Origin of the sequence: Citrobacter amalonaticus, assembly GCF_037053465.1 — a bacterium.
GTDB lineage: Bacteria > Pseudomonadota > Gammaproteobacteria > Enterobacterales > Enterobacteriaceae > Citrobacter_A > Citrobacter_A amalonaticus_H.
In genome coordinates this window covers 1-23,510 of the sequence record NZ_JBALIF010000022.1, presented here as the reverse complement: position 1 = coordinate 23,510, position 23,510 = coordinate 1, and the positions used below count along the sequence as shown (strand labels likewise).

The 23,510-nt window shown below is 54.7% G+C and carries 19 protein-coding genes; all 19 read right to left on the bottom strand.

Annotation, left to right across the window (positions count from 1 at the left end):
* Positions 1 to 137: 137 nt before the first annotated feature.
* Positions 138 to 1,214 carry a DUF6708 domain-containing protein gene (locus WB371_RS22000; RefSeq protein WP_336222117.1) on the bottom strand — a complete coding sequence of 359 codons (1,077 nt, stop codon included), beginning with the start codon at positions 1,212 to 1,214 and terminating at the stop codon, positions 138 to 140.
* 36 nt (positions 1,215 to 1,250) lie between these two features.
* Positions 1,251 to 2,336 carry a DUF6708 domain-containing protein gene (locus tag WB371_RS21995; RefSeq protein ID WP_336222116.1) on the bottom strand — a complete coding sequence of 362 codons (1,086 nt, stop codon included), beginning with the start codon at positions 2,334 to 2,336 and terminating at the stop codon, positions 1,251 to 1,253.
* Positions 2,329 to 4,971: a T6SS effector BTH_I2691 family protein gene (locus tag WB371_RS21990; RefSeq protein WP_336222115.1), complete on the bottom strand. Its 2,643-nt coding sequence runs from the start codon at positions 4,969 to 4,971 to the stop codon at positions 2,329 to 2,331. The genes WB371_RS21995 and WB371_RS21990 overlap by 8 nt, the downstream gene beginning before the upstream one ends.
* Before the next feature lies 1 nt (position 4,972).
* On the bottom strand, positions 4,973 to 5,836 hold the full coding sequence (locus tag WB371_RS21985; RefSeq protein ID WP_336222114.1) for a DUF4123 domain-containing protein: 864 nt from the start codon (positions 5,834 to 5,836) through the stop codon (positions 4,973 to 4,975).
* A 9-nt stretch (positions 5,837 to 5,845) separates the two neighbouring features.
* A complete protein-coding gene (vgrG, locus tag WB371_RS21980) occupies positions 5,846 to 8,212 on the bottom strand; it encodes a type VI secretion system tip protein VgrG (protein WP_336222113.1) in 2,367 nt (788 codons plus the stop codon).
* The gene (tssH, locus tag WB371_RS21975; RefSeq protein WP_420704074.1) at positions 8,209 to 10,872 is read right to left on the bottom strand and encodes a type VI secretion system ATPase TssH; all 2,664 of its coding nucleotides are present in this window, start codon (positions 10,870 to 10,872) and stop codon (positions 8,209 to 8,211) included. Before tssH ends, vgrG begins: the two co-directional genes overlap by 4 nt.
* Positions 10,873 to 11,167: 295 nt before the next feature.
* Entirely contained in the window at positions 11,168 to 11,476 is a 309-nt protein-coding gene (locus WB371_RS21970) for a hypothetical protein (RefSeq protein ID WP_336222112.1), read from the bottom strand.
* A gap of 53 nt (positions 11,477 to 11,529) precedes the next feature.
* Positions 11,530 to 12,021 (bottom strand): type VI secretion system effector Hcp, encoded by a 492-nt coding sequence (gene hcp / locus WB371_RS21965; RefSeq protein ID WP_336222111.1) that lies wholly within the window; start codon positions 12,019 to 12,021, stop codon positions 11,530 to 11,532.
* A gap of 1 nt (position 12,022) precedes the next feature.
* Positions 12,023 to 13,720 (bottom strand): OmpA family protein, encoded by a 1,698-nt coding sequence (locus WB371_RS21960; protein ID WP_336222110.1) that lies wholly within the window; start codon positions 13,718 to 13,720, stop codon positions 12,023 to 12,025.
* Positions 13,717 to 14,394 carry a type VI secretion system protein TssL, short form gene (gene tssL, locus WB371_RS21955; RefSeq protein ID WP_336222109.1) on the bottom strand — a complete coding sequence of 226 codons (678 nt, stop codon included), beginning with the start codon at positions 14,392 to 14,394 and terminating at the stop codon, positions 13,717 to 13,719. The genes WB371_RS21960 and tssL overlap by 4 nt, the downstream gene beginning before the upstream one ends.
* Entirely contained in the window at positions 14,391 to 15,734 is a 1,344-nt protein-coding gene (gene tssK, locus WB371_RS21950) for a type VI secretion system baseplate subunit TssK (protein WP_336222108.1), read from the bottom strand. The genes tssL and tssK overlap by 4 nt, the downstream gene beginning before the upstream one ends.
* Before the next feature lie 14 nt (positions 15,735 to 15,748).
* On the bottom strand, positions 15,749 to 17,302 hold the full coding sequence (tssC, locus tag WB371_RS21945; protein WP_336222107.1) for a type VI secretion system contractile sheath large subunit: 1,554 nt from the start codon (positions 17,300 to 17,302) through the stop codon (positions 15,749 to 15,751).
* Positions 17,303 to 17,320: 18 nt separating this feature from the next.
* A complete protein-coding gene (gene tssB / locus WB371_RS21940; protein ID WP_336222106.1) occupies positions 17,321 to 17,815 on the bottom strand; it encodes a type VI secretion system contractile sheath small subunit in 495 nt (164 codons plus the stop codon).
* A gap of 763 nt (positions 17,816 to 18,578) precedes the next feature.
* Entirely contained in the window at positions 18,579 to 19,367 is a 789-nt protein-coding gene (phoH, locus tag WB371_RS21935) for a phosphate starvation-inducible protein PhoH (protein ID WP_336222105.1), read from the bottom strand.
* On the bottom strand, positions 19,346 to 19,642 hold the full coding sequence (locus WB371_RS21930; protein ID WP_336222104.1) for a hypothetical protein: 297 nt from the start codon (positions 19,640 to 19,642) through the stop codon (positions 19,346 to 19,348). Before WB371_RS21930 ends, phoH begins: the two co-directional genes overlap by 22 nt.
* A 242-nt stretch (positions 19,643 to 19,884) precedes the next feature.
* On the bottom strand, positions 19,885 to 21,168 hold the full coding sequence (efeB, locus tag WB371_RS21925; protein WP_336222103.1) for an iron uptake transporter deferrochelatase/peroxidase subunit: 1,284 nt from the start codon (positions 21,166 to 21,168) through the stop codon (positions 19,885 to 19,887).
* Between the two features lie 5 nt (positions 21,169 to 21,173).
* Positions 21,174 to 22,301, bottom strand: a complete 1,128-nt coding sequence (gene efeO, locus WB371_RS21920; protein ID WP_336222102.1) for an iron uptake system protein EfeO — start codon at positions 22,299 to 22,301, stop codon at positions 21,174 to 21,176.
* 56 nt (positions 22,302 to 22,357) lie between these two features.
* Positions 22,358 to 23,191, bottom strand: coding sequence for an iron uptake transporter permease EfeU (efeU, locus tag WB371_RS21915; protein WP_336222101.1), 834 nt, complete (start codon positions 23,189 to 23,191; stop codon positions 22,358 to 22,360).
* Between the two features lie 138 nt (positions 23,192 to 23,329).
* A partial coding sequence (locus tag WB371_RS21910; protein WP_336222100.1) for a hypothetical protein occupies positions 23,330 to 23,510 on the bottom strand: 181 nt, incomplete at its 5' end.

The window sequence follows — 23,510 nt, the reverse complement described above, 5'->3', positions numbered from 1 at the left end:
TTGAAATCTCGCCTTTCATTTTTCCGGCATTAATCGGAATGTTAAACCTCCGTTTGAAGGCATAATTTCGCAGATGAAAATATTCAATTATTAAGACTGACACCAGAAATAGTCTTTTCGCCCGCTCTCACCAGCATTTATTCTTTCACGCCATATTTTGCTTTCAGCCGGGCAGTGATCCTGTGCATAGCCGCATTTTCTTTTTCAAAGTAGTGCGTGTAGCGCGCTTTCCCTTCCACTGCCATCAGACGCCGCCACAGCTGAGGGCGATTATTTTCCGCTCCGATATTCACCGGATCGTCCGGCTCAACCAGGCAGGCTGCGGCAACCTCTTCCGGCCAGACCGGGATTTTACTGGTCTGCATTACTATCCAGCGGGGAATACTGATCGCCAGGAGAATGGGGTAGGCAGGGATATTCACCACCAGGCTCAGTTTGCCGACCGAGGTTCTGGCCATATACAGCAGACCAAACAGCCAGCCCTCTTTCTGTTTTTCCACCGGGATGCAATAGGCAACGGCCTCCGCCAAATCCGCCAGACACTCTTCTTCTTCCATATAACAGCGAATAAACTCCCAGAAAACACCCAGCAGTCTTGTATCCCATTCACGGGCCGGTAACGGAAAAATATGGGAGATTTTTTCGCCGTCATCTGCGACCACACCGCAAAAAATTGACCAGGTTCCCCGGTTGTTAGAATTATTCCCTGCCACAAAGATAAGATTTTTCCATGGCACGGCCAGCACCTGGTCCCGATCCTGAAAGAAGTAGACCATCTGATTTTTGCGGTTAAAACGGATGGGATAGTGGGTCCATGAAAAAACTTCTGAAATTAAAAACTTATAAGAAATCCAGGATATGGGAAGGAAAATAAGTACCCATGCTGTAATCAGTACCCCCCATGCTGCATGTTTTCCGCCACCTAAGAATAAAAACTGAAACAAGGGCCAAAGAATACCGATAACAAACATCATACTGAATACAATTCCAGCAAACAGTGTTCCTCCACCACGCAAATAATAGCCCTTATCCACCAGCTCCAGATAGGTGGAATTCAGCCGTATCACGTTATCCAGATCGGAAACCACAGGAACGTCGGAACAGTATTTCCCCTGAACATAACGGCGAAGGATTTTTTTATCGTTAACGGTTGAAAACCGCCACTTGCAACTACGGGAAGGTTCAAGCTTCAGGCGTTTAAAGATATTACGCATCCTCCCCTCCTGCCACACAGAGTTTGTGCAATATTCTCATTTGTGCTCTCCATGCGTCCCATATTTTGCTTTCAGCCGCGCAGTGATCCTGTGCATGGCCGCATTTTCTTTTTCAAAGTAGTGCGTGTAGCGCGCTTTCCCTTCCACTGCCATCAGACGCCGCCACAGCTGAGGGCGATTATTTTCCGCTCCGATATTCACCGGATCATCCGGGTCAACCTGGCAGGCTACGGCAACTTCTTCCGGCCAGACCGGGATTTTGCTGGTCTGCATTACTATCCAGCGGGTAATGCTGATCGCCAGAAGAATGGGGTAGGCAGGGATATTCACCACCAGGCTCAGTTTACCGGCCGTGGTTCTGGCCATATACAGCAGACCAAACAGCCAGCCCTCTTTCTGTTTTTCCACCGGGATGCAATAGGCAACGGCCTCCGCCAAATCCGCCAGACACTCTTCTTCTTCCATATAACAGCGAATAAATTCCCAGAAAACACCCAGCAGTCTTGTATCCCATTCACGGGCCGGTAATGGAATAATGTGGGAAATGGTTATACCATCATCCCCGACCACACAGCCAAAAAGCGATCGAGTCCCCCGAGCGTTGGTGTTATTCCCCTCTACAAAGACAAGATTTTTCCATGGCACGGCCAGCACCTGATCCCGATCCTGAAAGGAATAGACCATCTGATTTTTGCGGTTAAAACGGATGGGATAGTAGGTCCATGAAAAAAATTCTGAAATTAAAAACTTATAAGAAAACCAGGACAAAGGCAGGAGAATAAGTATCCATACTGTAATCATCCCTCCCCAGTTCCACTCTCTTCCTTGATCAAAAAACAAAAACTGAAGTAGTGACCAGAGAATACTGGCGACGAAGGTAATGCCGAACATGATTCCAGCAAACAGTGTCCCTCCCCCGCGCAAAAAATAGCCCTTATCCACCAGCTCCAGATAGGTGGAATTCAGCCGTACCACGTTGTCGAGATCGGAAACCACTGGAACGTCGGAACAGTATTTCCCCGGAACATAACGACGAAGGACTTTTTTATCGTTAAGGGTTGAAAAGCGCCCTCGCCAGCTTTTTGAGGGTTCAAGCTTCAGGCGTTTAAAGATATTACGCATCCTCCCCTCCAGCCGCACACAGTTTGTTAAACGCTTCCAGTTCCTGCTTTTCCGGGTAAATTTCCGGAATATCACTTTCCCCTTTAGGGATGCGTCGCCACTGAGTCCTGGCCAGCCATGCCTGAAAATCGTCCCGGGTATGGAGCAGCAAATAGACCCCGGCCGCCAGTATCAGGGCGACACCAAACAGAATCCCTGCCGGACCCAGCATCATGGCCAGCACTGTGCCTTCTGCCATACTGGCCTCCGCCACCCCTACAGCAGTAAGAATACCTATTGTAATCTCGCTGCCGCTGGCCACCGTTACCAGTCCCACACCCACACCGTTGACAAGATGGGCTATACCTATATCGGTTTTATGAACTTTTATATCGGCATAACCATCACCAACCTCTAACGCGGCATACACCATCCCCCCCGCATAGCCCAGCGCTTCCCACCTCTTCAGACTGACAAATTTCAGTACACGGCTCACAATATTCGAGGGCACCGGAGGCAACTCCAGCAGGGTTAACGGGGTTAGCGCCCGTTTCAGGGTATCCATTACTGCGGCCACCGCCATCGCGGCGCTGGAGCCGAAGCGTCCCCAGTCTTCCCATCCTTTTGGCCGCTCGCTGTGCAGTAACACCCAGCCCTGGAATAACGCCGAAATAAAACTGCCGGCAAACGGCAATTTCCCCCCTTCCAGGACTTCTGCCAGGCTGCCTGCCGACATCCCCTCAGCCTGCGCCACCGCACTCCGCTGCGAGGCAGGAAACGCCATCCGGAACACATCCTCTTCTGTCAGCGCCGCGTTTGAGAGCTGTTTTAGCTTTTCAGCTTCCGGCAGCAAGCTAATCCTGTTAAGTTCCTCAACGTCAATCGCAACAGGCAGACGGACGTTTGCCCGCGCACTTTCCGGGATGCCCTTTAATTGCTTTTCCATTTGCTTTCGAAGCGTGTTGTACAACGTTCCCCCGCTTTTGGCGCTCATCTCCAGCATACCGGCCATCCCCTGCGTCAGACCGCGAATATACGCTTTCAGCGATGTATCCGTGGTAATGATTCGCAGCGCCTTGCCCTGTGATACCAGTAATGCCACCGTCAGACGCACCGGCATTCCCTTCACCATATGGCCTGTAGACTTAATCAGTGAGTACTGAAACAGAAAACTCAGTTGCTCGAGTTGCTGCTGAATATAAACAGAATATTTACCACTGAAATCCTTCATCATATCCGCCAGACGGTCCCAGCTTATTCCCATAAACCAGTCAGGCCCACTCACCGCTTTTATTTGTGCATCAACCAGGCTCGCCCATTCGTCATTATTAAAAAAGACAGCCCGCAGCAGGTAGTTTTCCTTCCTTAATGCCACCTGACTTAACTGGCTGTCGATATAGTTAATCACTCCACCTTTATCTGTCATTCCAGCCAGGCAGTTAAACACTGTCGTCATATAGCGGGCGCCGCTGTGTGCGGATGTTGTGTCGAAGTGATGGACAAAATAGGAGGTCATCGTCTGGCTCTGTAACCAGTTCAGATACATCTGTGTCACTGGCACGATGCTGTTCTGGTTATAGAGTGTCATATCCTTTTTCAGTTTTTCGTTAAAGACCTGCATCTTCTCGCGGTCGATATACTTCTCATAGTCAGCCCAACTGTTATCAACCCTTTTCTGGAGGTGTTTCTCTGCCTGCGCTTTCAGCTCATCCGCCCGCTCAGGCTGGGGAAACATCGGCATATCCCCGGCAGCCATGCTCCATCCGTAACGTGTCTGGCTGTCCAGTATCTCGTCATAGCTTTCAATCGATGACTGGAATTGCTTTCGCAGCCCCAGTTCGAGGCTGTTGATCATCATTGTCAACGCCATACCACGGCGATATTCCGGATTCGAAGTAAATGCTTCTCCAAGTCGATAGCGGGTCAACGCTGAAATTTCCATGACGACGCCCACCGGATCGTCCAGCACCAGAATTGCCGCATGTTGCGCATTCAGTTCCTGCGCAGCCTGTTGTAAATCTGCTGCCCCCTGTCGGGTAATCTCTTTCGGAGGAAAGGGGGACCAGGCTTTTAGCTGACTGTTGTCAAGCGTCGGGCTGTATTCCGCTACGGTGCTGGTCAACCTGTCGAAGGGCAATATCTGTTGCCCCTGATGAGCGATAATCCATGCATCCATATCGAATTTTTGCATGTATTTCGCCTGCCATTCCGCCTGCTCATGCTGTTTCCGTACCGAATCCGTCCATTGTTCTTCAGACCAGCTAAACCAGTACACGCCATTGATCAGACCGGCCGGCTTCACGGGAAGAGTGATAAGTGACGCTGTCGCCAGCTCTTCCGGACTGGAGATACAGGGCTTAATCTCTCCAGAAGCCACCATGGGTGGAACACTGCCATCCTCGGGTAAAGGATAGAAATAGCCCTCAGTGGTGACGTAATAATTGATCCAGCGTTGACCACGTTCAGCCCAGATATACAAAAACCCCTGTCGTAGCACGCGACTCGTATAATCAGTTTCGCCTTCGGCTTTTACCGGTACAATGATACTGGCGGGAAGCGACGGCAAAGGCGTCTCTTTTGCCATGACTGATGGACGCACGGGCAAAATGGGCAGTCCATGACGAATACAAAATTTACAGCCTTTTCCTGTTCTCATTTTAATTCTTCCATGCCGTGTTACTGGATTGTATTTCCGTCATGTCCTGCCAACGGCTTTCACTCCAGTTGCTTGTTTCATCACGATAGCAATCTGGCTGCTGTCGAACCTGAGCCAAAAACGCCGCCATCCGGGGGGCGGTCCAAAAGCCTTCCCGCTGTTTCAATCCGTGTAATGCAAAGGCAATACAATCTTCAGGGGTAGGGAGTTGACACGTTGTTGCCTGTTCCAGCAGCGCATCAATTTTGCGACTCATTTCCTGACGCCGCGCCATATCAGGGCTGCACGGCAGTTTTTTCAGCGTCTGATTTATCTGCCCAATACGCTGAAGTTGCGCCAGCGGGAACCCTGACGTTTCATCGGACTGAAAAACAACACTCTTTGGGAACGCCAGCGTATGCCAACGTCCATCAAGCCAGAATGTCCAGCGCGATATTTCCTGAGCGTGAAGTTGGTTGAACAACTGCCATGGACTCAGCATCCAGTGCAAATGAAACATTACGCGCGGATCGTAATAACGCAGAATATGTCTCTTATGATGTTCATCCTTAATATGCATGGCGCTGACAAGCGCGTTTTTTACCGCCTGAGGTGTCTGGAGGCTCGACAACAGAAGAGAACACACTGGCGGTAAATTCGGCTCTGAATGCTGCGATAATTCGACCATTAACGAATACCATTCACCGGACGACAACTCATGCAGCGGCACCAGCCATGGATAAAGCCTTGCTTGTGGCTCCAGCATCGGGGAAACCAGTTCGATAAGCGGCCAGCTCTTCGGCAATTTGGGTACCCGCACACGATCAATGACCGCATACTGATGGTCTGCCAGTGGTTGAGGATGCGCTAAATAGTCGATCGTCATGACTGTTCCTTAACCCAGTGGTATTGTGGCATCGCCCTGGCTACTGGCTTCAGATGCAGTAGATTCGCAAGCAGTGAACCCCGGATAAGTAACGTCTAAGGAGGCCGGCCCCGCGTAATCAAAATTGGCGCTTTTCACTTTAAAATCACCGTTCGTTCCGCATTCTATTTTCCCGGCATCGATCGTGATGTAAGAACCACCGCACTGCAGGGTGATTTTCTTTTTCGCGGTGATCAAAATTTCATCATCAATACTGGTGACAGAAATGGCCTTTTTCGCAGTAACGTCGATAGCATCTGTCTGCGCCTGTATTTCGATTTTTCCTGCTGCCGTAACCAGCTTCATCCCCAGCTCATGTACAAAGGCGACCATGCCGCGTTTTGCCACCATCGCCATACGCTTCAGGGCTGAAATTTCCGTATTGCCCCCTGCGGTTAATATCTGGTTCTGATTGGCGCTCAGTTGAATATGTTGTGGTGTGGATAGCGCAATCCCGCCTGGCGCACCAGCGACAATAACGGGTTGCTGGAGAGTATCGACACTTCCCTGTAAGAAACTTTGCTGAGTGCTGTTATCAAGCGGATCGAGTTGTGCGGCCTGCATGACGCTGGAAAGAGATTGAGCAAGAGACAGCGCATCAGAAAGCTGCTGCTTAATCTCATCCATACTCAGTTGCAACGACATCGCTTTGGGTTGTGCCTGCGATGTCAGCAACAGCCCCTTCCCACCGCGAACGGCTATCCAGTCATCGGTACGTAATTCCGCCCCTTCCCCGCGCTGCTGCTTCTGGTTGTCCACCAGGTGGCCGAGATTAAGCTGGCTCTTGCCGCCGTATTCGGTGCTGACCTTGATGTGCTCCTTGCCGCGTTCATCGTCGAGGCGAATTTTGTTGTTCGACGGCGTGCGCAGCACATTGCGCCTGTAGTTGCGGATGGTGACGTGGTCGCCGTGCGCCGAGTCGTGCAGCACCCCGGCGATATACGGCCGGTCCGGGTTGCCGTCCTCAAAGCCTATCGCCACTTCAGTCCCCGTCAGCAGCGGCAGGTGCAGGCCGTACGTGTCGCCCGCGTAAGGACGCGACTGGCGCACCCACAGGCTCTCCTCACCATTCGGCCATTGTGCCCGGTCAAAAAGCATATTGACCTTATAGCGCCCGTCCTTGTCGATATGGCCGTAGAGGTCATTCGTCTGGGTGCTGGTGACTCTTGCCGGTAAGGTGCCGGCCATTTTCGGTTTACTGATAAGCGCCGGGCGGAAGCAGTAGTCCTCGCTGTACGGGATGGCCTGCACCTCCACGGTAAAGTTTTTATCGCGCCGGGCGGTGGTGGTCATGGCGGTAATGACCACGCCCTTGCGAAAGATATCGGTGGCATAGCTGCCGGTGACTTTCAGCTCCATCCCCGGCGCGATGGTCGCGCAGTTGGTGGCGGCGGTCAGCCGGGTCTGGTCGTTCAGGTAACGTTCATGGCGGATACGGGCGTAAAACGCGCCGCTTTCCGGCGCAGGGTCACGTCCGGCGGCTCCTGGCGTCAGGTAATTATCGGCGTAGTGGTAGGCTTCGCCGTAGGTGGTGGCGTCGCCGCGCGTCGCATCGACATTCGCGTTCATGTCCTCGGTGGCGGTGCGGTAGTTGTAGTCGCGGGTGCTGACCGATTTCTCCACCACCTGATGGTGGTTCTCCATCGCCCATACCGATTCGACGCCCTCATCATGCATCCCGGACGGCGGCACGGCGGAAAGCGTCAGCCCCTGCTGGTAGTAACGCTGGTCGTCGTAAAATTCCACCACGTCGATGTTAAGCCGCGTGTCGGCAGTAAAGCGAAACCAGATACCCACCTCGGCCAGCAGGCGGGAAATAAAGGTTAAATCATCCTCGCCGTACTGCATTACCTGCTCGCGACGCGGGTATTCGCAGGCCAGGGTAAAGACAAAATCCTGGCCGCGCATGTCGTGGCGCTCGCGCAGGATTTTCTCGACAATCTGCGGCACCGACATGTCCTGGTAAATGCAGTTCTGGTGACTGCGCGACAGCAGTGCCAGCCGGGGCTGCAGGGTCAGTTCGTAGCGGCTTTCATCCCTGGAGCCGGAGAGCCGCTTAAAGCCGGTCACCACGCCCTGGAGGGTGCGTACCGGCTTTTGTATTTTAATGCCGTAACCCTGGTCCACTGGTGCCTGAAGCGTCAGTGAGGCGTCCTGCATCAGCATGGTTGCCGGGTCGATGGCCTGGTCGGCGCTGGTAAATTCGATGGCGTAGCGGAACGGCCTGCTCAGTTCCTCTTCGCCCTTAAAGCCCAGCACGTCAACCGTAGCCTTATTGCCGCGCACGCTCAGCAGGTGGTGGCGGTGGTCGAAACGGATTACCGGTGTGTCGCTCATTGAGTGTCTCCCTGAGCTTTCGCGTCAAATTCCAGCACAATCCCCTCTTCCTCATCCCAGCCGAGGGTCAGGTGTTGTGGCTTCTGGCCGGCGGCCATATGGCTCAGCAGTTGCTGGCTCAGCACCGGCAGGATTTGCTGATTTAAAAGGCTGTCGATGTTGCGCGCCCCGGTATCCGGCAACAGGCAGGCGGCGACCAGCGTGTCGTACAGGCTTTCATCGATGGTGGTGGTGAGGCCGTAGTGGCGGGTAAGGCGCTTCGCTACCTGAGCCAGTTTCATTTCAACAATGGTTCTGAGCGCGGTCGCATCCAGCGGACGGTAAATCAGGGTCTGGAAGCGGGCCAGCAGCGCCGGCTGGAAGTGGTCGCGCAGCACCGGGCGGATGAGCTCCTGCAAATCGCCGTCGCTGGTGTCGGGCTGCTCGTCGAGCAACTGCATAATGTGGTCGCTGCCAAGGTTGGCGGTCATCAGGATAACCGTGTTACGAAAATCGATTTCGCGCCCTTCGCCGTCACGCATAAAGCCCCGGTCGAACACCTGGTAGAACAGGTTAATGACATCTTTGTGCGCCTTTTCGACTTCATCAAGCAGCACCACGCTGTACGGGCGTTTGCGCACCGCTTCAGTGAGAATGCCGCCCTGACCGTAACCGACATACCCCGGAGGCGAGCCCTTAAGCTGGGAAACGGTGTGCGCCTCCTGGTATTCGGAGAGATTGATGGTAATGAGCGATTTTTCGCCGCCGAACAGGTTATCCGCCAGCGCCAGGGCGGTTTCGGTTTTACCCACCCCGCTCGGTCCGACCAGCAGGAACACGCCCGTCGGGCCGTTCTCCGGCGTCAGGCCGGTTTTTGAGGCTCGCAGGCGCTGCGCCATCGCGACCAGCGCCGCATCCTGACCGACCACCCGTCTGCTGAGATGATGCTCCAGCGCCAGCAGATCGGTCTGTTCGTCTTTCAAAAGCGAAGAGAGCGGCACGCCCGTCCAGTCGGCAATCACAGTGGCGACGGTGCGTACGTCCACGTCCAGCGATATCAGCGGATTGCCGTTCTGCAATACCTCCAGTTGCTGTTTCAGGTCGTGGGTTTCACTCTGGCGCGAGATGTCCTGGCGGGTCGCCAGCAGTTGTTCCGTCAGTCTGAGTTCCTCGCCGTACTGCGCTTCCCGTTCGTCGAGTTCGACAATCAGGCGGTTTTCTTCCTGCTCAATGGCGGCCAGTCGTTCACCTGCCGTACCGCCGAGCGCGATATCTTCCAGCAGCGCCTGCTTCTCCATTTCCAGGGCGGTGATATGCGCGCGGATGCGGGTTAAGGGTTCCGGAATGGTGTCGAGGCTCATGCGGACTCTTGCTGAGGCGGTATCCAACAGGTCAACCGCCTTGTCGGGCAACTGACGGCCAGTGATATAACGGCGCGACAGGGTGACGGCGGCTTTCACCGCCTCATCGGTGATATGCACGCCGTGGTGCTGCGCGTAGCGTGATTTCAGTCCGCGCAACATCAGACAGGCGGCGTCATCGTCCGGCTCATCCACTTTGACCATCTGGAAGCGGCGCTCAAGGGCCGCGTCGCGCTCAAAATACTGTTTGTACTCGCTCCAGGTGGTGGCAGCGATGGTGCGCAGTTCGCCCCTTGCTAATGCCGGTTTGAGCAGGTTGGCGGCGTCCGCCCCGCCCGCCTGGTTGCCCGCGCCGATAATGGTGTGGGCTTCGTCGATAAACAACAGCACCGGGGTCGGCGACTGCTGCACCGCGTCAATCACGTTTTTCAGGCGCTGCTCAAATTCCCCCTTCACACCCGCGCCCGCCTGCAACAGGCCGAGGTCGAGAGTACGCAGGCTGACCGGTTTAAGGGATTCAGGCACGTTGCCTTCGGCTATTCTGAGTGCCAGGCCTTCAACCAGCGCGGTTTTACCGACGCCCGGCTCGCCGACCAGAATCGGGTTGTTCTTTCTTCTGCGTGAGAGAATATCCACCATCTGGCGGATTTCATTGTCGCGACCGAATACCGGGTCGATGCTGCCGGCTTTCGCTTTTGCCGTGACGTCCTGAGTGAATTTATCCAGCGCGTTCTGTAATGCCGGGTTGAGTTCGCCCTCTTTCACTCCGGCACTGACCGGGCGGCCGACAAATTCCACTGCGCCGCCCTGATTTTGCGTGAGTTCCGCCTCCTGCTGCGCGTCCGGGCGTTCATCCGACTGGGCGTCCAGCAGCGGGCGCAGGCGTTCAAGCTGTGAGCGCGACAGGCTCTGCAGCGGCCACATGCCGTCGCATTTTATCAGCGACGGTTTGTCGGTTATCGCCATCAGCAGATGCACGCCGCGTATCTGGCTGTTCTCTTCCAGCGAGGCATACAGCCACGCCTGTTGCAGCAGGCTTTGCAGATTATCGGCCAGCTCCGGGCGACTGCGCACCGAACGCGGCAGCGTCTCCAGGTGGGTCAGCAAATCCTGCCACAGCCCGTCCATATCCCACTCGTAACGCCGGGCGATAACCGTGATATCCCCCTCGCCCAGCTCCATCAGCTTGAGCAGCCAGTGCTCCGGTGCGATATGGGAGTGGGCGCGGGTCTGGCACAGCGTGGCCGCCGCCTCCAGCGCGCGGGCGCAGTAGGGGTTAAGACGGCGGAGGAGTACTGCTGACTGATGTTCCATACTCATTATTCTCTTTTAACGCCCGTCATACTTCGCGCCGCAGATGCGTTGGCTGCATGTACTCACCCCGGTCACATAGTTCACAATGCTCCCGGGGACTCACACATTTGCCGCCTTTCTGCGCCCCGAATTATTTAGAGCACTCGCTGTAATTGTTTCAGGCACGCTACCGCCCCTCGCTGTTTACCAAAGCGCATCAGGTCGGTAGCAGATTGTGAATTTTGCAAAACGTCCGCTATACAGACGCTTTGCAAAAACTCTGTAAGCGGGTACGGAGAGCAGCGCTCCGTACCCGGTCAGGTTAAAACAGATGGTTCAGGCTCTGCCGTTTACAGATTTCCACCGGTCTCATCACGCAATTATCCAGAATGAGGTGCCAGCAAGAGCCGCCAGCAGGCAATTCCAGCGTGATATGCCACCGGGCGTCTCCGCCACCACCTGGTCCGGCCTTGCGGTGCGGTCCGGCAATCACTTTCAGGGTTCCACTGCAATAAGCGTTGTTAAGCTGTGTATCAAGGGCACAGGCCTTTTCAATCAAACGCTCCGTGTAGTTTTTGCTGAAACGCGGATCTTTTTGCCAGTTGGTCGCCCAGTTCGCGAAATGTGCCATGGGTATGTCTCCGGTCACGGCATAACGTGATATGCCGTGACATAGGGGTTACATTAAGCGGTAGTACGTTCGTTCCAGGAATCGGAATGAATGATGTTGCCGTCCTTGTAAGTCCAGGTGATTTTTTCGTAGCGCAGCTCAATCTGCTCCAGATGGTTGTGCTTCTCCTTGGACGGGTCCTTGATGTCGTACATCAGCGGGGCCACCTTCACCAGCTTGACGTTCTCAAGCTTTGTGTTGAAGTACTCCACTTCCTGACCCGCGTCATTGATGCGATACCATTTGAACTCAGCAGACTTCAGGGTCTGGCCGGTGGTTACGGCCTTGTACAGGTACGGGCTGGAGGAATCGATTTCCTTGGTGAACAGGAACGGCGTGTGGATACGCGTGCCGGTCAGCTTGCCGGTGTTGTTGTCGGTCGGGATGTACAGGGTGTGCTCCTGCGCCACCACTTCGATGCTGCCTTCACGGTCTTTCACGTCGACGGAACCTTTGATGTCCGCGCCGCCGTCGTCCTTCAGCCACAGGTAGACTGGAATTGCCATTTTACTTCTCCATTTTTTGAGGGTGTACGCCATCCGTTGCCGGTGACGCAGTTGCGCCTTTTGCCTGGCAGGCATCCGCCTGAGGCACAAGACTGATTTCGACACGGCGGTTGGCCGCGCGGCCCGCTTCCGTATCGTTGGTTTTTAACGGTTTTGACTCGCCGAAGCCCTGCACCGCGAAGCAGCTTTCCGCCACATCACCGGTATCGCGCATCCAGTCACGCACCGCTTCGGCGCGTTTCAGCGAGAGTATCTGGTTGGAACGGTCGTTCCCGGTGTTATCGGTGTGCCCTGTCACTACAATCAGCCAGCCCGGTTTAGCCTTAATGCCAACCAGCGAGTTGACCAGCAGCTTCGTGGAGCCGGGTTTGAGCGCCCATTTACCGACGTCGAACAGCGACATGCTGTCGAGGCGGATGATTTTTGGCGACTGCGGCGGCGGTGGAGGCGGCGGTGGCGGAACGTAGGTGCGGATAGCCTCCAGCAGCGGCAGGCGCAGACGCTCGCCCTGATACAGCCCGAGCCCGAGACGCAGCGGTTCACCGTTGCGCGACCAGTCGTTCAGCAGCACTGCGTCCTGACGCAGCACGGCGACCGCCTTTGCCTTCGGCGCGTAGTCCTTCATGGCGATGGTGTAGTAATGACGGATATCAAACGCCACCCGATGGGCAAGCTGGCGGTTATTCCAGCCGCTGGAACACAGGGCGATAACCGCCGCCAGGGTAAACAGCGACAGGGCATGATGCGTCGCCCGCTGACGCGGCGTCATCCCCGCGCCTTTCGGCAACTGCGGTAGCAGAAAATCCGGCAGCGCCGGGATGCCGTTATCGCCGTCTGCCGGTAACCAGCCGGCCACCTGCTGTAAGGCAGTATGCCGGGTCAGCCAGTGCTGCCATAACGACGCAGGCTCAACGCCGGAGAGACGCGCCCCCTGATGAAACAGCACCGCACAGGGAACCACCGGCGCAACATCCGGGTTCTCGCCGGTGAACGCCGTCGTGACATGCTGTGTAAACCAGTCCGCGAAGGTATTGAGCATTGCCTGCTGTTGCAGGCGGGCACCGCTCTCATCCTGCGCCGTCCAGGAGGCCACCGCACAGGGCGCCAGACCATCCTGCCAGACGCTGACCGGCTCGCCTGCAAGCTGACTTTGCCACAGCGGTTCGCGGATCACTGAACCCGCCATCCGGCCTGTCAGCACCAGCGGCACCATACGTCGCACGGCGCGACGCAGACGGGTCATCTGCCAGCGCAGTTCATGCAGTTCTGCCGCCAGCACTGATTCATCATGATGCTGCACGGGACTGACGCAGACCATCACTGCCAGTTGTCCGGCCCAGCCCGGGCGCTGCCACAGCAGTTCGCGGGCGATATTGCGCAGCTCACGGTTGTCTTCCACTTTCAGCCAGCAGCCCTGCGCGGTCTGGTATACCGTAGTTTCCTGCGGCCAGTTCGTCGTATCGCCGCACACCAGCACCACCGGCAGGCGATAAGGCTCTTCCGGCAGTCCGGCAAACTGCTGCGCAGAAAGGGGTTGCCGCTGACGACCGGCGCGCATCAGGCCTGCGATGACAATCACCATCACCAGCAGGACGCCAAATCCGCGCGCCCACGGCGGAAGCGGTAAAAACAGCAGACACAGCAGCGCGGCAAGCAGGCCCACCCACAGCCACAGTATCCGTTGCAGGAAGGGTTTCATCGCACCACTCCCGGCAGTAACGAGGTCACCAGGTTATCCAGCCAGCCGTCAAGCCCCCACCAGAGAATGACCAGCAGCAGCGCCGCCAGACCGAGACGCACCGGCGTGTGGCGCAGCCATTCGCTGACGCCCCGTCGTCCCGATACGCTCGCCAGCAGCGGACGTTCCTGGGGGACATCAAACGCCGGGACTCTGGCCGCCAGTTCGCGCACCAGGCGCTGGCGTTCCGGGTCGTCCAGCGACGCAAAACCGCCGGTGAAGCCCAGCATCAGCACCCGGTGGAAACAGGTCAGCACCGCCATATCCGGCGCGGCTTCGCGCAGCACCTGGCGCATCCGTTCGTACAGTGCGTCACCGGCATTGATGGTGCCGAAAAACTGCCCCTGAAGCGGGCGATCGTACCACTGCACGCAGGCATCATCCTGGACGCCGCGGCTTTTGGCCGCTTCATCAAGCAGCGCGCACTGAGCATAAAGAATATGCTGACAGCTCTGCTCGCTGTAATCCGCGGCTTTCAGGGTTTTCTGCACCCGCTCCAGATTGTCCACGCACTGCTGCCAGAGGGCGCGCCCTTCTCCTCCGCCCTCCTGAAACACCGGGCCGTGACGCAGACTGATGACGGTAAGCCAGGTGTCCTGAAGCAATGCGTCGATATCGATGGGTTTCTCTCTCATGTTCTCAGCACCGCATACAGTTCAAGCTCAGGCTCCCCGAGCGTTCCCGGGACATAAAACACGCAGCTTCCCGCCGCCAGCATGGAATGCGCCGCCGGGTGGGTCATATCCAGCGCGAAATACTGGTTTTCCAGACGCAGCGGAATAGCCGCCGGAACGTGGCTTAACGAACGCAACGGGATACCCTGCCGGGAGGCGTTGATAACCTCGCCCACCTCGTCCGGGCTGCCCGATTTGCACTGCTGCGGGAACTGCTCCAGCAGTTGCGCCACCGGCAGCGTTGAGCGCACCGAAAGATAGAAATCCACCTCTTCGCGCAGACGCGGGTCATGCAGGCGGGCCGTCCACTGACGCAGACGCTTATCGTGGGACAGGTCAATCGCCACCACCCTCGACGGCAGGCTCGCTTCCAGCAGGTCGCCCAGCAGGTCGAACAGCGGCGGGAAAACAGCGGTCAGGTTGTCATGCCGGTAAACCGGAATATTGCTGACAGTATGTTCCAGAGAAAAGGTCAGCAGGCTGCCCGCAAGACGCGCCAGCTCCTGATACAACCGCTCCGGGTGTACCTGCAGATGGCGCTGAAAATTGCCCAGCACCGGCTCGGCGCTGTTGAGTGCGTTAAGCAGCCAGAACAACGACACATCGGCGACGGCGAAGTCCGCCATCCGCTCGTTGCTTTCCCGGCGCATCGCCATCAGACGGGCCAGACGGGTACGCAACTGCATCAGCAACTGTTCAAGCTGGCCGGACAGCCACGAACTGGCGTTAAGGTTCATCAGCGGCGGGATAAAGGCGCTGTCCTGCGTCCATGCGCCCTGCATATCGCGGTGCAGACGCGCCACCGGGCAGACCAGGTAATCGCTGTTGTCCTGCGAGTCGAGGCGTAGCGTCAGCTCATACTGCATCACGGCAATTTCACGCGAGTCGTCGCCGTAACAGTTGCGCACCTGATGCCAGCGCTGGCGGTAACGCACCGGACGCTCCGCCACTTCATCCGGCAGCAGGCAGTTGCCGCCGTTGTCGTAAAGCTGCGGCAACGCCAGCATCACGGTGATGTCATCACGCTGTGCGTCAGAGAGCGTGAGGGTCGGCGGCAGCGCGTCGGCGCTGTCGGAGTCGGTCAGGGTGCCGTCGGGGAAACGCACCGCCAGATGGCTCGCCTTGACGCGCCCCTGCTTCAGGGCGTCGGCATCCAGTTCCGCCTTCAGCACACCCCACGGGTTCATCACGCCGGTCTGCGCGATGCACTCGGCGTGCCAGGCCGCAAAAGCGGCCTGGTGCTGAAAGTGTTGCGGCGAAACCATCACGCCCCGCGTCCATAACGGTCGTTCTATCTTCATTTCGCCTCCGGGCCTTACGCTTTCGCCTTCGGCATCTGGCTGACCAGCGACAGGTTGACGTCCATTCCTTCCACCTGGAAGTGCGGCACGGCAAAGAGCTGTACCCGGAAGAAGCCCGGATTGTCTTCGATATCCTGCACGATGACTTTCGCGTCACGCAGCGGGTGAGACGCCTGCAGCTCGTCGCCCGGATCGGTCATTTCAGTGACCAGGCTGCGTACCCAGGTGTTGAGCTCCAGCTCCAGCAGACGGCGGTCTTTGGTGGTGCCGATGTTCTCGCGCTGAATCAGCTTCAGATAATGCGCGATGCGCGACAGCAGGAAGATGTACGGCAGTCTGGCGTTGATACGCGAGTTGGCCGTGGCGTCCGCCGTGTCGTACAGCGCCGGTTTCTGCGCCGAGTTGGCGGAGAAGAAGCAGGAATAATCGCGGTTTTTGTAGTACGACAGCGGGATAAAGCCGAGGTTGGCGAACTCGAACTCGCGGGTTTCCGGAATCAGCACTTCCGACGGGATTTTCACCTGGTTGCCGGTGCCGAGGTCGTACAGGTGGATAGGCAGGTCCTGCACCGCGCCGCCCGCCTGCGGGCCGCGAATTTGTACGCACCAGCCGTTGTTGATAAAGCTGCGCACCATGTTGGCGGCAAAGGCGAAAGAGGCGTTGGTCCACAGGTATTTCTCGTGATCCGGGCCTTTCACTTCTTCCATGTAGTTGAAGCTGCGCACCGGCACGGTGTCCGGGCCGTACGGCAGACGCCCCAGCACGCGCGGCATGGTCAGGCCGATATAGCGCGAGTCGTCGGTGTCGCGGAACGACTTCCATTTGATGTATTCGGCGCGGTCGAAGTAGTTGCCGATATCCTTGATGGCCGCCACCTCTTCCATGGACTCCTTGAGGAAGAATTTCGGGCCGACCGAACCGATAAACGGCATGTGGGCAGCGGCGGAGACTTTGGAAATGTTGCGCATCAGCGCCACATCCTGCGGGCTGGCGTCGAATTCATAAGACGAAATGATGGCGCCAATCGGCTCACCGCCGGGCTGATCGTACTCACTGACATAGGTGTGCCAGTACAGGCCGGTCTGGATGATTTCCGGCGAATCTTCGAAATCCTGACGCAGGGCGTCTTTAGACACGTCGAGGATTTCGGTTCGCACGTTCTGGCGATAGTCAGTGCGATCCACCAGATGTTTCAGACCGCGCCACAGCGATTCCACTTTCTGGAACGCTTCGTGATGCATTACTGCGTCAAGCTGGCGGCTGATCTGGAAATCCAGTTCGGCGATATGGTGATCAAGCAGGGTTTTATCGAGCTTTTCCACCTGCTGGCCGGAATTTTTCAGGCGCTGCAACAGCACCTGCACAGCGGCAGTGACGCGCTCATCGGCGCTGGCGTCCGCCATGGCGGTATCATCCTGCCAGATATTGATGTCGGACAGGCCGGACACCGGGTTCAGGTTGATTTTTTCAAACAGGGAGGCATAGACGCCGCCGGTATTCTGGTGCTCCAGCACCGTGGCCTGACCCGTTGCTGACGGGGTCGTTTCATTATTGGCTGACATAAGCATATTCCTTTCGTTTTTCCGTCAGGCTTTCGGGGCAAGGGCATTCAGTTCGCTGCGCAGTTCATTACTCAGCGACGGATCTTTGAGGATATTTTCCAGTTCTTTGCGGAAGGTCACGTTATCGAGCAGGTTCGATTTAAGGTCGCGCAGTAAATTACGCATGGCGAGCATTGCTTTTAGCTGGGGGATCTGACGGGCAACCTGCTCCGGCTCGAAATCTTTCATTTCACTGAAGGTGAGTTTAACGTTTTCCTCTGAACCATCGCCGGCAAGGGTATTTTCAACGGCCAGATTGACGGACGGAGAAAATTCAGACAGCACACTGTTAAAGTTATTTTTATTAATATTCACTTTTTCGCGTTCCGATAACGGACGCGTTTCCTTTCCGTTACTGAAATCACCGGTGACTAACAGTTTAAGCGGGAGTTCAACTTTCTTTTGGGCTCCCCCTGTATGCAGACTCAGTTTTAGATTTATACGTGCTTTGGGAATTTCATCCTGGAATGAACCGGACATAGACATGTTCCTTCAATAATAGCGATTTGACGATGGCGGAAAGAACAGGGAACGCCAGCGACAATCCCTGCCACACTCTCTGCCGAATCCTTTAAGGCAGTGAAAACAATCTATTACTCTGCATATATTACGCGCATTCGCAACGGGAGCATACTGGTAACATATTACAAAACTTATTCTGGATAAACATGCTTACTGATATAAACAGATTCTCAAAAATTGCTGAGCCCCGTTACAAGCCCCATGAATACTGAATCTCTCCACGAATGCTTTATGACGCAGGTATTTTTTTGGCTAAAAAATATCTTTTCACGGTTACAATTTAAGTAAAAACCCAAAAAAAATGTCTCTTTTCGGTCAGTTTGAAGTCAGTTAAAACATTTGACATAAAGATAATTAGACAAATACAAATTCACATAAAGGAATATTTCACCCCTCCTTAATAAAATTTCAATCTGGCTAACCAAAAACAGGTGTTCCAGATTGATATCTGTTTAATATAGCAACAACACAAAGTATAAAATATATTTTTAAAAATAATACTCTTTATCGTAAAATTAACCTCTACTAAAATACTGGCAAGAAAATTAAGCACCAGTAACATTTAATAGTAAAAATACCTGGAGTAAGGTCTGCGCTTTTTGTCCAGATTACACATGTTAACACCAGGATATCGTGAACAACTGACTGAATGGGCTAACAATGCAATTATGTGTTGAAAAAACAAAGCCCGGTTTCCCCGGGCTCTGAACGCAATTAGTGTTTAACCGTAGGCATTCAACGTGCGTTGGCAGAGTGCCGAACGAACACAATCGTCTTTGCCGAAGCGGACGATTCCTATCATCTCATCTTCTTCAAAGCGAGCCAGCGCGTCACTTAGCCCCGACTGAACGTGAGCGGGTAAATCGCATTGGGTAATGTCCCCATTCACAATAACCGTTACGTTCTCCCCGAGGCGCGTTAAAAACATTTTCATTTGCGCGGCAGTGACGTTCTGAGCCTCGTCGAGAATCACCACTGCATTTTCAAATGTACGTCCGCGCATGTAGGCGAACGGCGCGATTTCCACCTTACCGATTTCAGGTCGCAGGCAATATTGCATAAAAGATGCCCCCAGTCGTTTAACCAGTACGTCGTAAACTGGCCGGAAATATGGGGCAAATTTTTCCGAGATATCACCAGGTAAGAAGCCAAGATCCTCATCGGCTTGCAGAACTGGACGGGTGACAATGATCCTGTCTACCTCTTTATGTATCAGGGCCTCTGCTGCTTTTGCCGCACTGATCCAGGTTTTTCCACACCCGGCTTCGCCCGTGGCGAAAATCAGTTGTTTACTCTCGATAGCATTCAGGTAGTGCGATTGAGCGTCATTACGGGCCATGATTGGCGTGGTGTCGCGGCTGTCGCGCGCCATGCCAATCGCTTCTACCCCACTCATCTGCACAAGCGAGGTGACCGATTCTTCTTCACGCTGTTTATGGCTGCGTGAGTCCCGTCTCAGCACACGTTTTGCTTCGCGACGAGCTTTGATCACTGCTTTTTGTCTTCCCATGGATAGCACCTTGAGTTGTTGGTATTCATCACACGCGCCGTTGGCAGCGCGATTATGCGCACAAACATCTGAGGGTTGGCTTCCTTGTAAGCCATTGCTTGCCTTTTGATAAGACGCCACACACGGCTACGCGCACCGAAGATGGCGTCAGTAACAGGGATAAGGAAGGAAAGTGAGAGAAATTTAGCGGTGACGAAGTGGCTACCGGAGGAGAAACTTCCGCGTACGGAACTGCAATAACTGTCAGAAACATGTCCACGAGAGGACTTTACCATTCGCGATCTCCATAGTGAACGAGCATCACCGCCGGGAACTACCGCTATTACATATTAAGTACAACAGAACTTAGCAATAATGCAACAATATTTTCACTTGTTATTAACCAAATTACACTCTTCTGCTGGCAACAGTCTCTTACAGGGATATTACAAAATTATTTCAAGAAACCGATCATATAAAACGCTTTTTATGTGCGTGAAGACACAAAGATGCCCTGACTGTCGACAGGGCAGCACCATTAAGCTTCAAGCAATGACTGGGCGAGATACTGCTCAGGGTGGAGTACGCCGGGCAGAGCAAAGAAATAGCCGCCGCCAATCGGTTTAACGTACTCCTCCAGCGCCTCACCATTCAGACGTTTCTGTACGGTAAGAAACCCTTTTTGCAGGTCGTGTTGATAGCAAACAAACAGCAATCCCATATCGAGTTGCCCTGAATTCGTTACACCCAGCGAATAGCTGTAGCCCCGGCGCATCATCAGGCTTGACTGCGTCTCAGGCGTGCGTGGATTGGCTAAGCGAATATGGCTATCGAGCGCGATAACATTGCCCTCAGGGTCGGCACGGTAATCCGGGACGTCATGCTCGTGCTGCATACCCAACGGCGCACCTGTCTGTTTATCTCGCCCAAAAATGGTTTGCTGTTCTTTGAGCGGCGTTCGGTCCCAGAATTCAACACGGAACTGGATCAGCCGCACGGCCTGATAAGACCCGCCGATGGCCCAGGCTGGTTCGTCTTGATCCGCAGTCACCCACACCACATTCTGCATCAGTTTTGCATCACTGCTGTCCGGGTTCGCGGTGCCGTCTTTGAAGCCGAGTAAGTTGACTGGCGTCTCTTTACCTTTGCTGCGCGCCGCATGGTCGGAAATAAACCCTTCCCGCTTCCAGCGAACGCTCAACAAATCCGGTGTGTGCTTAATGATATCGCGCAGGGCATGAATCACCGTGTCTTGCGTATTGGCACAAATCTGCAGCAACAAATCACCGTGACACAACGCCGCGTCCAGCGAATCATTGGGAAAACGCGTCATTTTCTGCAACGTTTTCGGCATCTGCGCCTTTAAGCCAAAACGCTCATCGAACAGAGAATGCCCCACTGACACGGTTATAGTCAGATTATCCGGTGCAATAAGGGCGCCTAAAATGCCCGAATCGAGAGGAGGTAAACGCGGATTCGGCGTGTGTGGCGCAGGTCCACCGACAGTCAGAAATGCGATGCGTTTTGTCAGCAGGCGAAACAACCGTTCAAGATCGGCTTTATCGCTGGCCAGTACGTCAAAAGCGACCAGCATCATTGCGGCCTGTTGTGGTGTCAGTATTCCGGCCTGATGAGGGCCATAGAAAGGCTGCGTTTCGCTACGCGCATCGGGTGACAATGTCCCGGGCGCACTTTGCGTTTTTGTCGCATGTGCTACCGGGCAACCACCTGCCAGGGCCAGCACCCCGCCGAAAGCCCCCATTCCCTTCAACAAACGTCGGCGTGACGGTTCACTCACGCCGTTATGATTATCGTGCTCCATAGCGCTTAATCCAGACCCAGTACGCCGCGTAATTGCGCAAGATCTTCTGCCAGCGTCGTAACAGGCCCTTTCAGCGCATTGCGATCGGCATCCGTCAGTTTGTCGTAGGTTTCAAAACTGTCTTTCGTACGATACTTCGCAAGAATGGTGTCCACTTTTTTGAAGTTCGCATCCACTTTAGCCAACAGTTCGGCGTTGGATTTTTGCAACTGTGGGCGCAGCAGATTGACTATTTTCTGTGCTCCGTCAACGTTAGCCTGGAAATCCCACAGGTCAGTATGGCTGTAACGATCTTCTTCGCCGCTAATTTTACTGGCCGCAACTTCTTCAATCAGCCCCGCCGCTCCGCCGACCACTTTTGATGGCGGGAATGCCAGTTCACTGATGCGTTTTTGCAGCTCCTGAACGTCGGTGTTCAACTGATCGGCATACGTGTCCATTCCTTTGGTGGTGTTATCGCCAAACAGCGCTTTTTCCAGTCGGTGGAAGCCCGTAAATTTCGGATCCGCCGCTTTCTGTTCATAATCATCTTCCCGGGCGTCAATGCTGCCATCAAGGTCGGAGAACAGTTCCGCAATCGGTTCAATACGTTCGTAATGCTGGCGAGTCGGCGCATACAGGGCTTTCGCTTTTTCCAGATCGCCTGCTTTGACCGCATCGGTGAAGGCTTTCGTCTTTGCTACCAGTTGCGCGGTTTCCTCAGTGACATAGGCTTTATAATCAGTGATTGCGCCTCCCAGACTCAGCAAGGCATCACCCTGCACGTCATCCCCCGTCGCGCTGCCCTTAACAATAAGCTTCCCTTTCGGGTTGGTCAGCAGGCCGCAGGTCATCTCGTATTCACCGGGCTGCAGGTTCGCGGTCATCTTCTGGCTGAACCCTGGCGCGATGTTTTCACGCTCTTCCACGACCATCACACCTTTCAGAATTTCCCATTCCAGCGCTTTTTGACTGTGGTTCTGAATAATAAATTGGGTTTTCCCGGCATTGACCGTGAGGGTCATTGGCTCACATTGTTTATCGGTTACGGAGACTTTAACCTGCGGAACCTCCGCGGCATGAACCGCAAACGCGGAAGCAAACAGCGCAGCGATGCTGAGCTGCAGCGCACTACGGCGAAAATAATTCGTCATGACCATCCCTTTAAATAAGTATGTTGTAACTAAATAAGAGTCTACGTCGTAGAGCATCAAGGCGCTGTACGCGACGCTGTTGTACCTGTACGTGGCGGTAAGGCAAATATTGCCAGCGCGGGTATCAGGTAGATAAACCAGATCGCGACTTCACTGATGCTCGGCGCTTCCTGATAGCCAAAGATACCTTCCATCAGCGTACCGAAGAGTGAGTGCGTCGTAAGGATTGCGCTCATATCAAACGCCACGTCCTGGAAGTGATTCCATAATCCGGCCTCGTGGAAAGCACGTACAGCACCGGCTGCCAGTCCGGCGGCAACGAATAAGATGAACAGGCTCGTCCACGTAAAGAACGCGCCAAGATTCAAACGGATCCCTCCCCAGTAAAGTAAGACCCCAAGGACAACAGCCGTCGCCAACCCCAGCATGGCCCCCACCGGTGGCCAGATACCGACATCTTGTTGAAAAGCCGCCAGCAGGAAAAACACCGATTCCAGCCCTTCGCGTGCCACGGCGAAAAAGACCATCATGATCAGCGCCCAGCCATGATGATTCCCGCGCTGCAAGGCGCTATCTACCGCTTGCTCAAGTTGCACTTTGACGTTGCGCGACACTTTACGCATCCAGAACACCATCCAGGTGAGGATCACGACGGCAATCACCGCGACAATACCTTCGAACAGTTCCTGCTCTTTCTGCGGGAACTCGCCGGTCGTTTCATTAATGAAAACGCCCAATGCAAGGCAGAGCGCCGCCGCGAGGAACACACCAATCCACATCACACGAATCCAGCGCCCCCGCTGAGTTCGCTTGAGATAACTGGCAATCAGGCTGACAATCAGCGCGGCTTCCAGGCCTTCACGCAACATAATGAGAAAAGGAACAAACATACCGACACCCTTAAACGTGATTCTTGGTCAACTGATGCAAAGAAAGGTAAATTTCAGTGATAGTGATTATCATTACGCAAAGAAAAAACTCAAGCAGAATGTAATGATAATGATGTCAGAATGTAAACACTTAGCGGGTTAATGGTTGTTATAGGAAGCGATTTTTGCGTGATACAAAAAAGCCCGCATAGCGCGCTGAGGAATCCCCAGTAATGGGCGGGTGAAAAAAGACAGGCATAGAGTTTTGTGATCTACTGATTGTGCTATCAATTCAATGAGATCACCTCTATGCCTGCCTGCCGAGTATGTCAGAATTTCT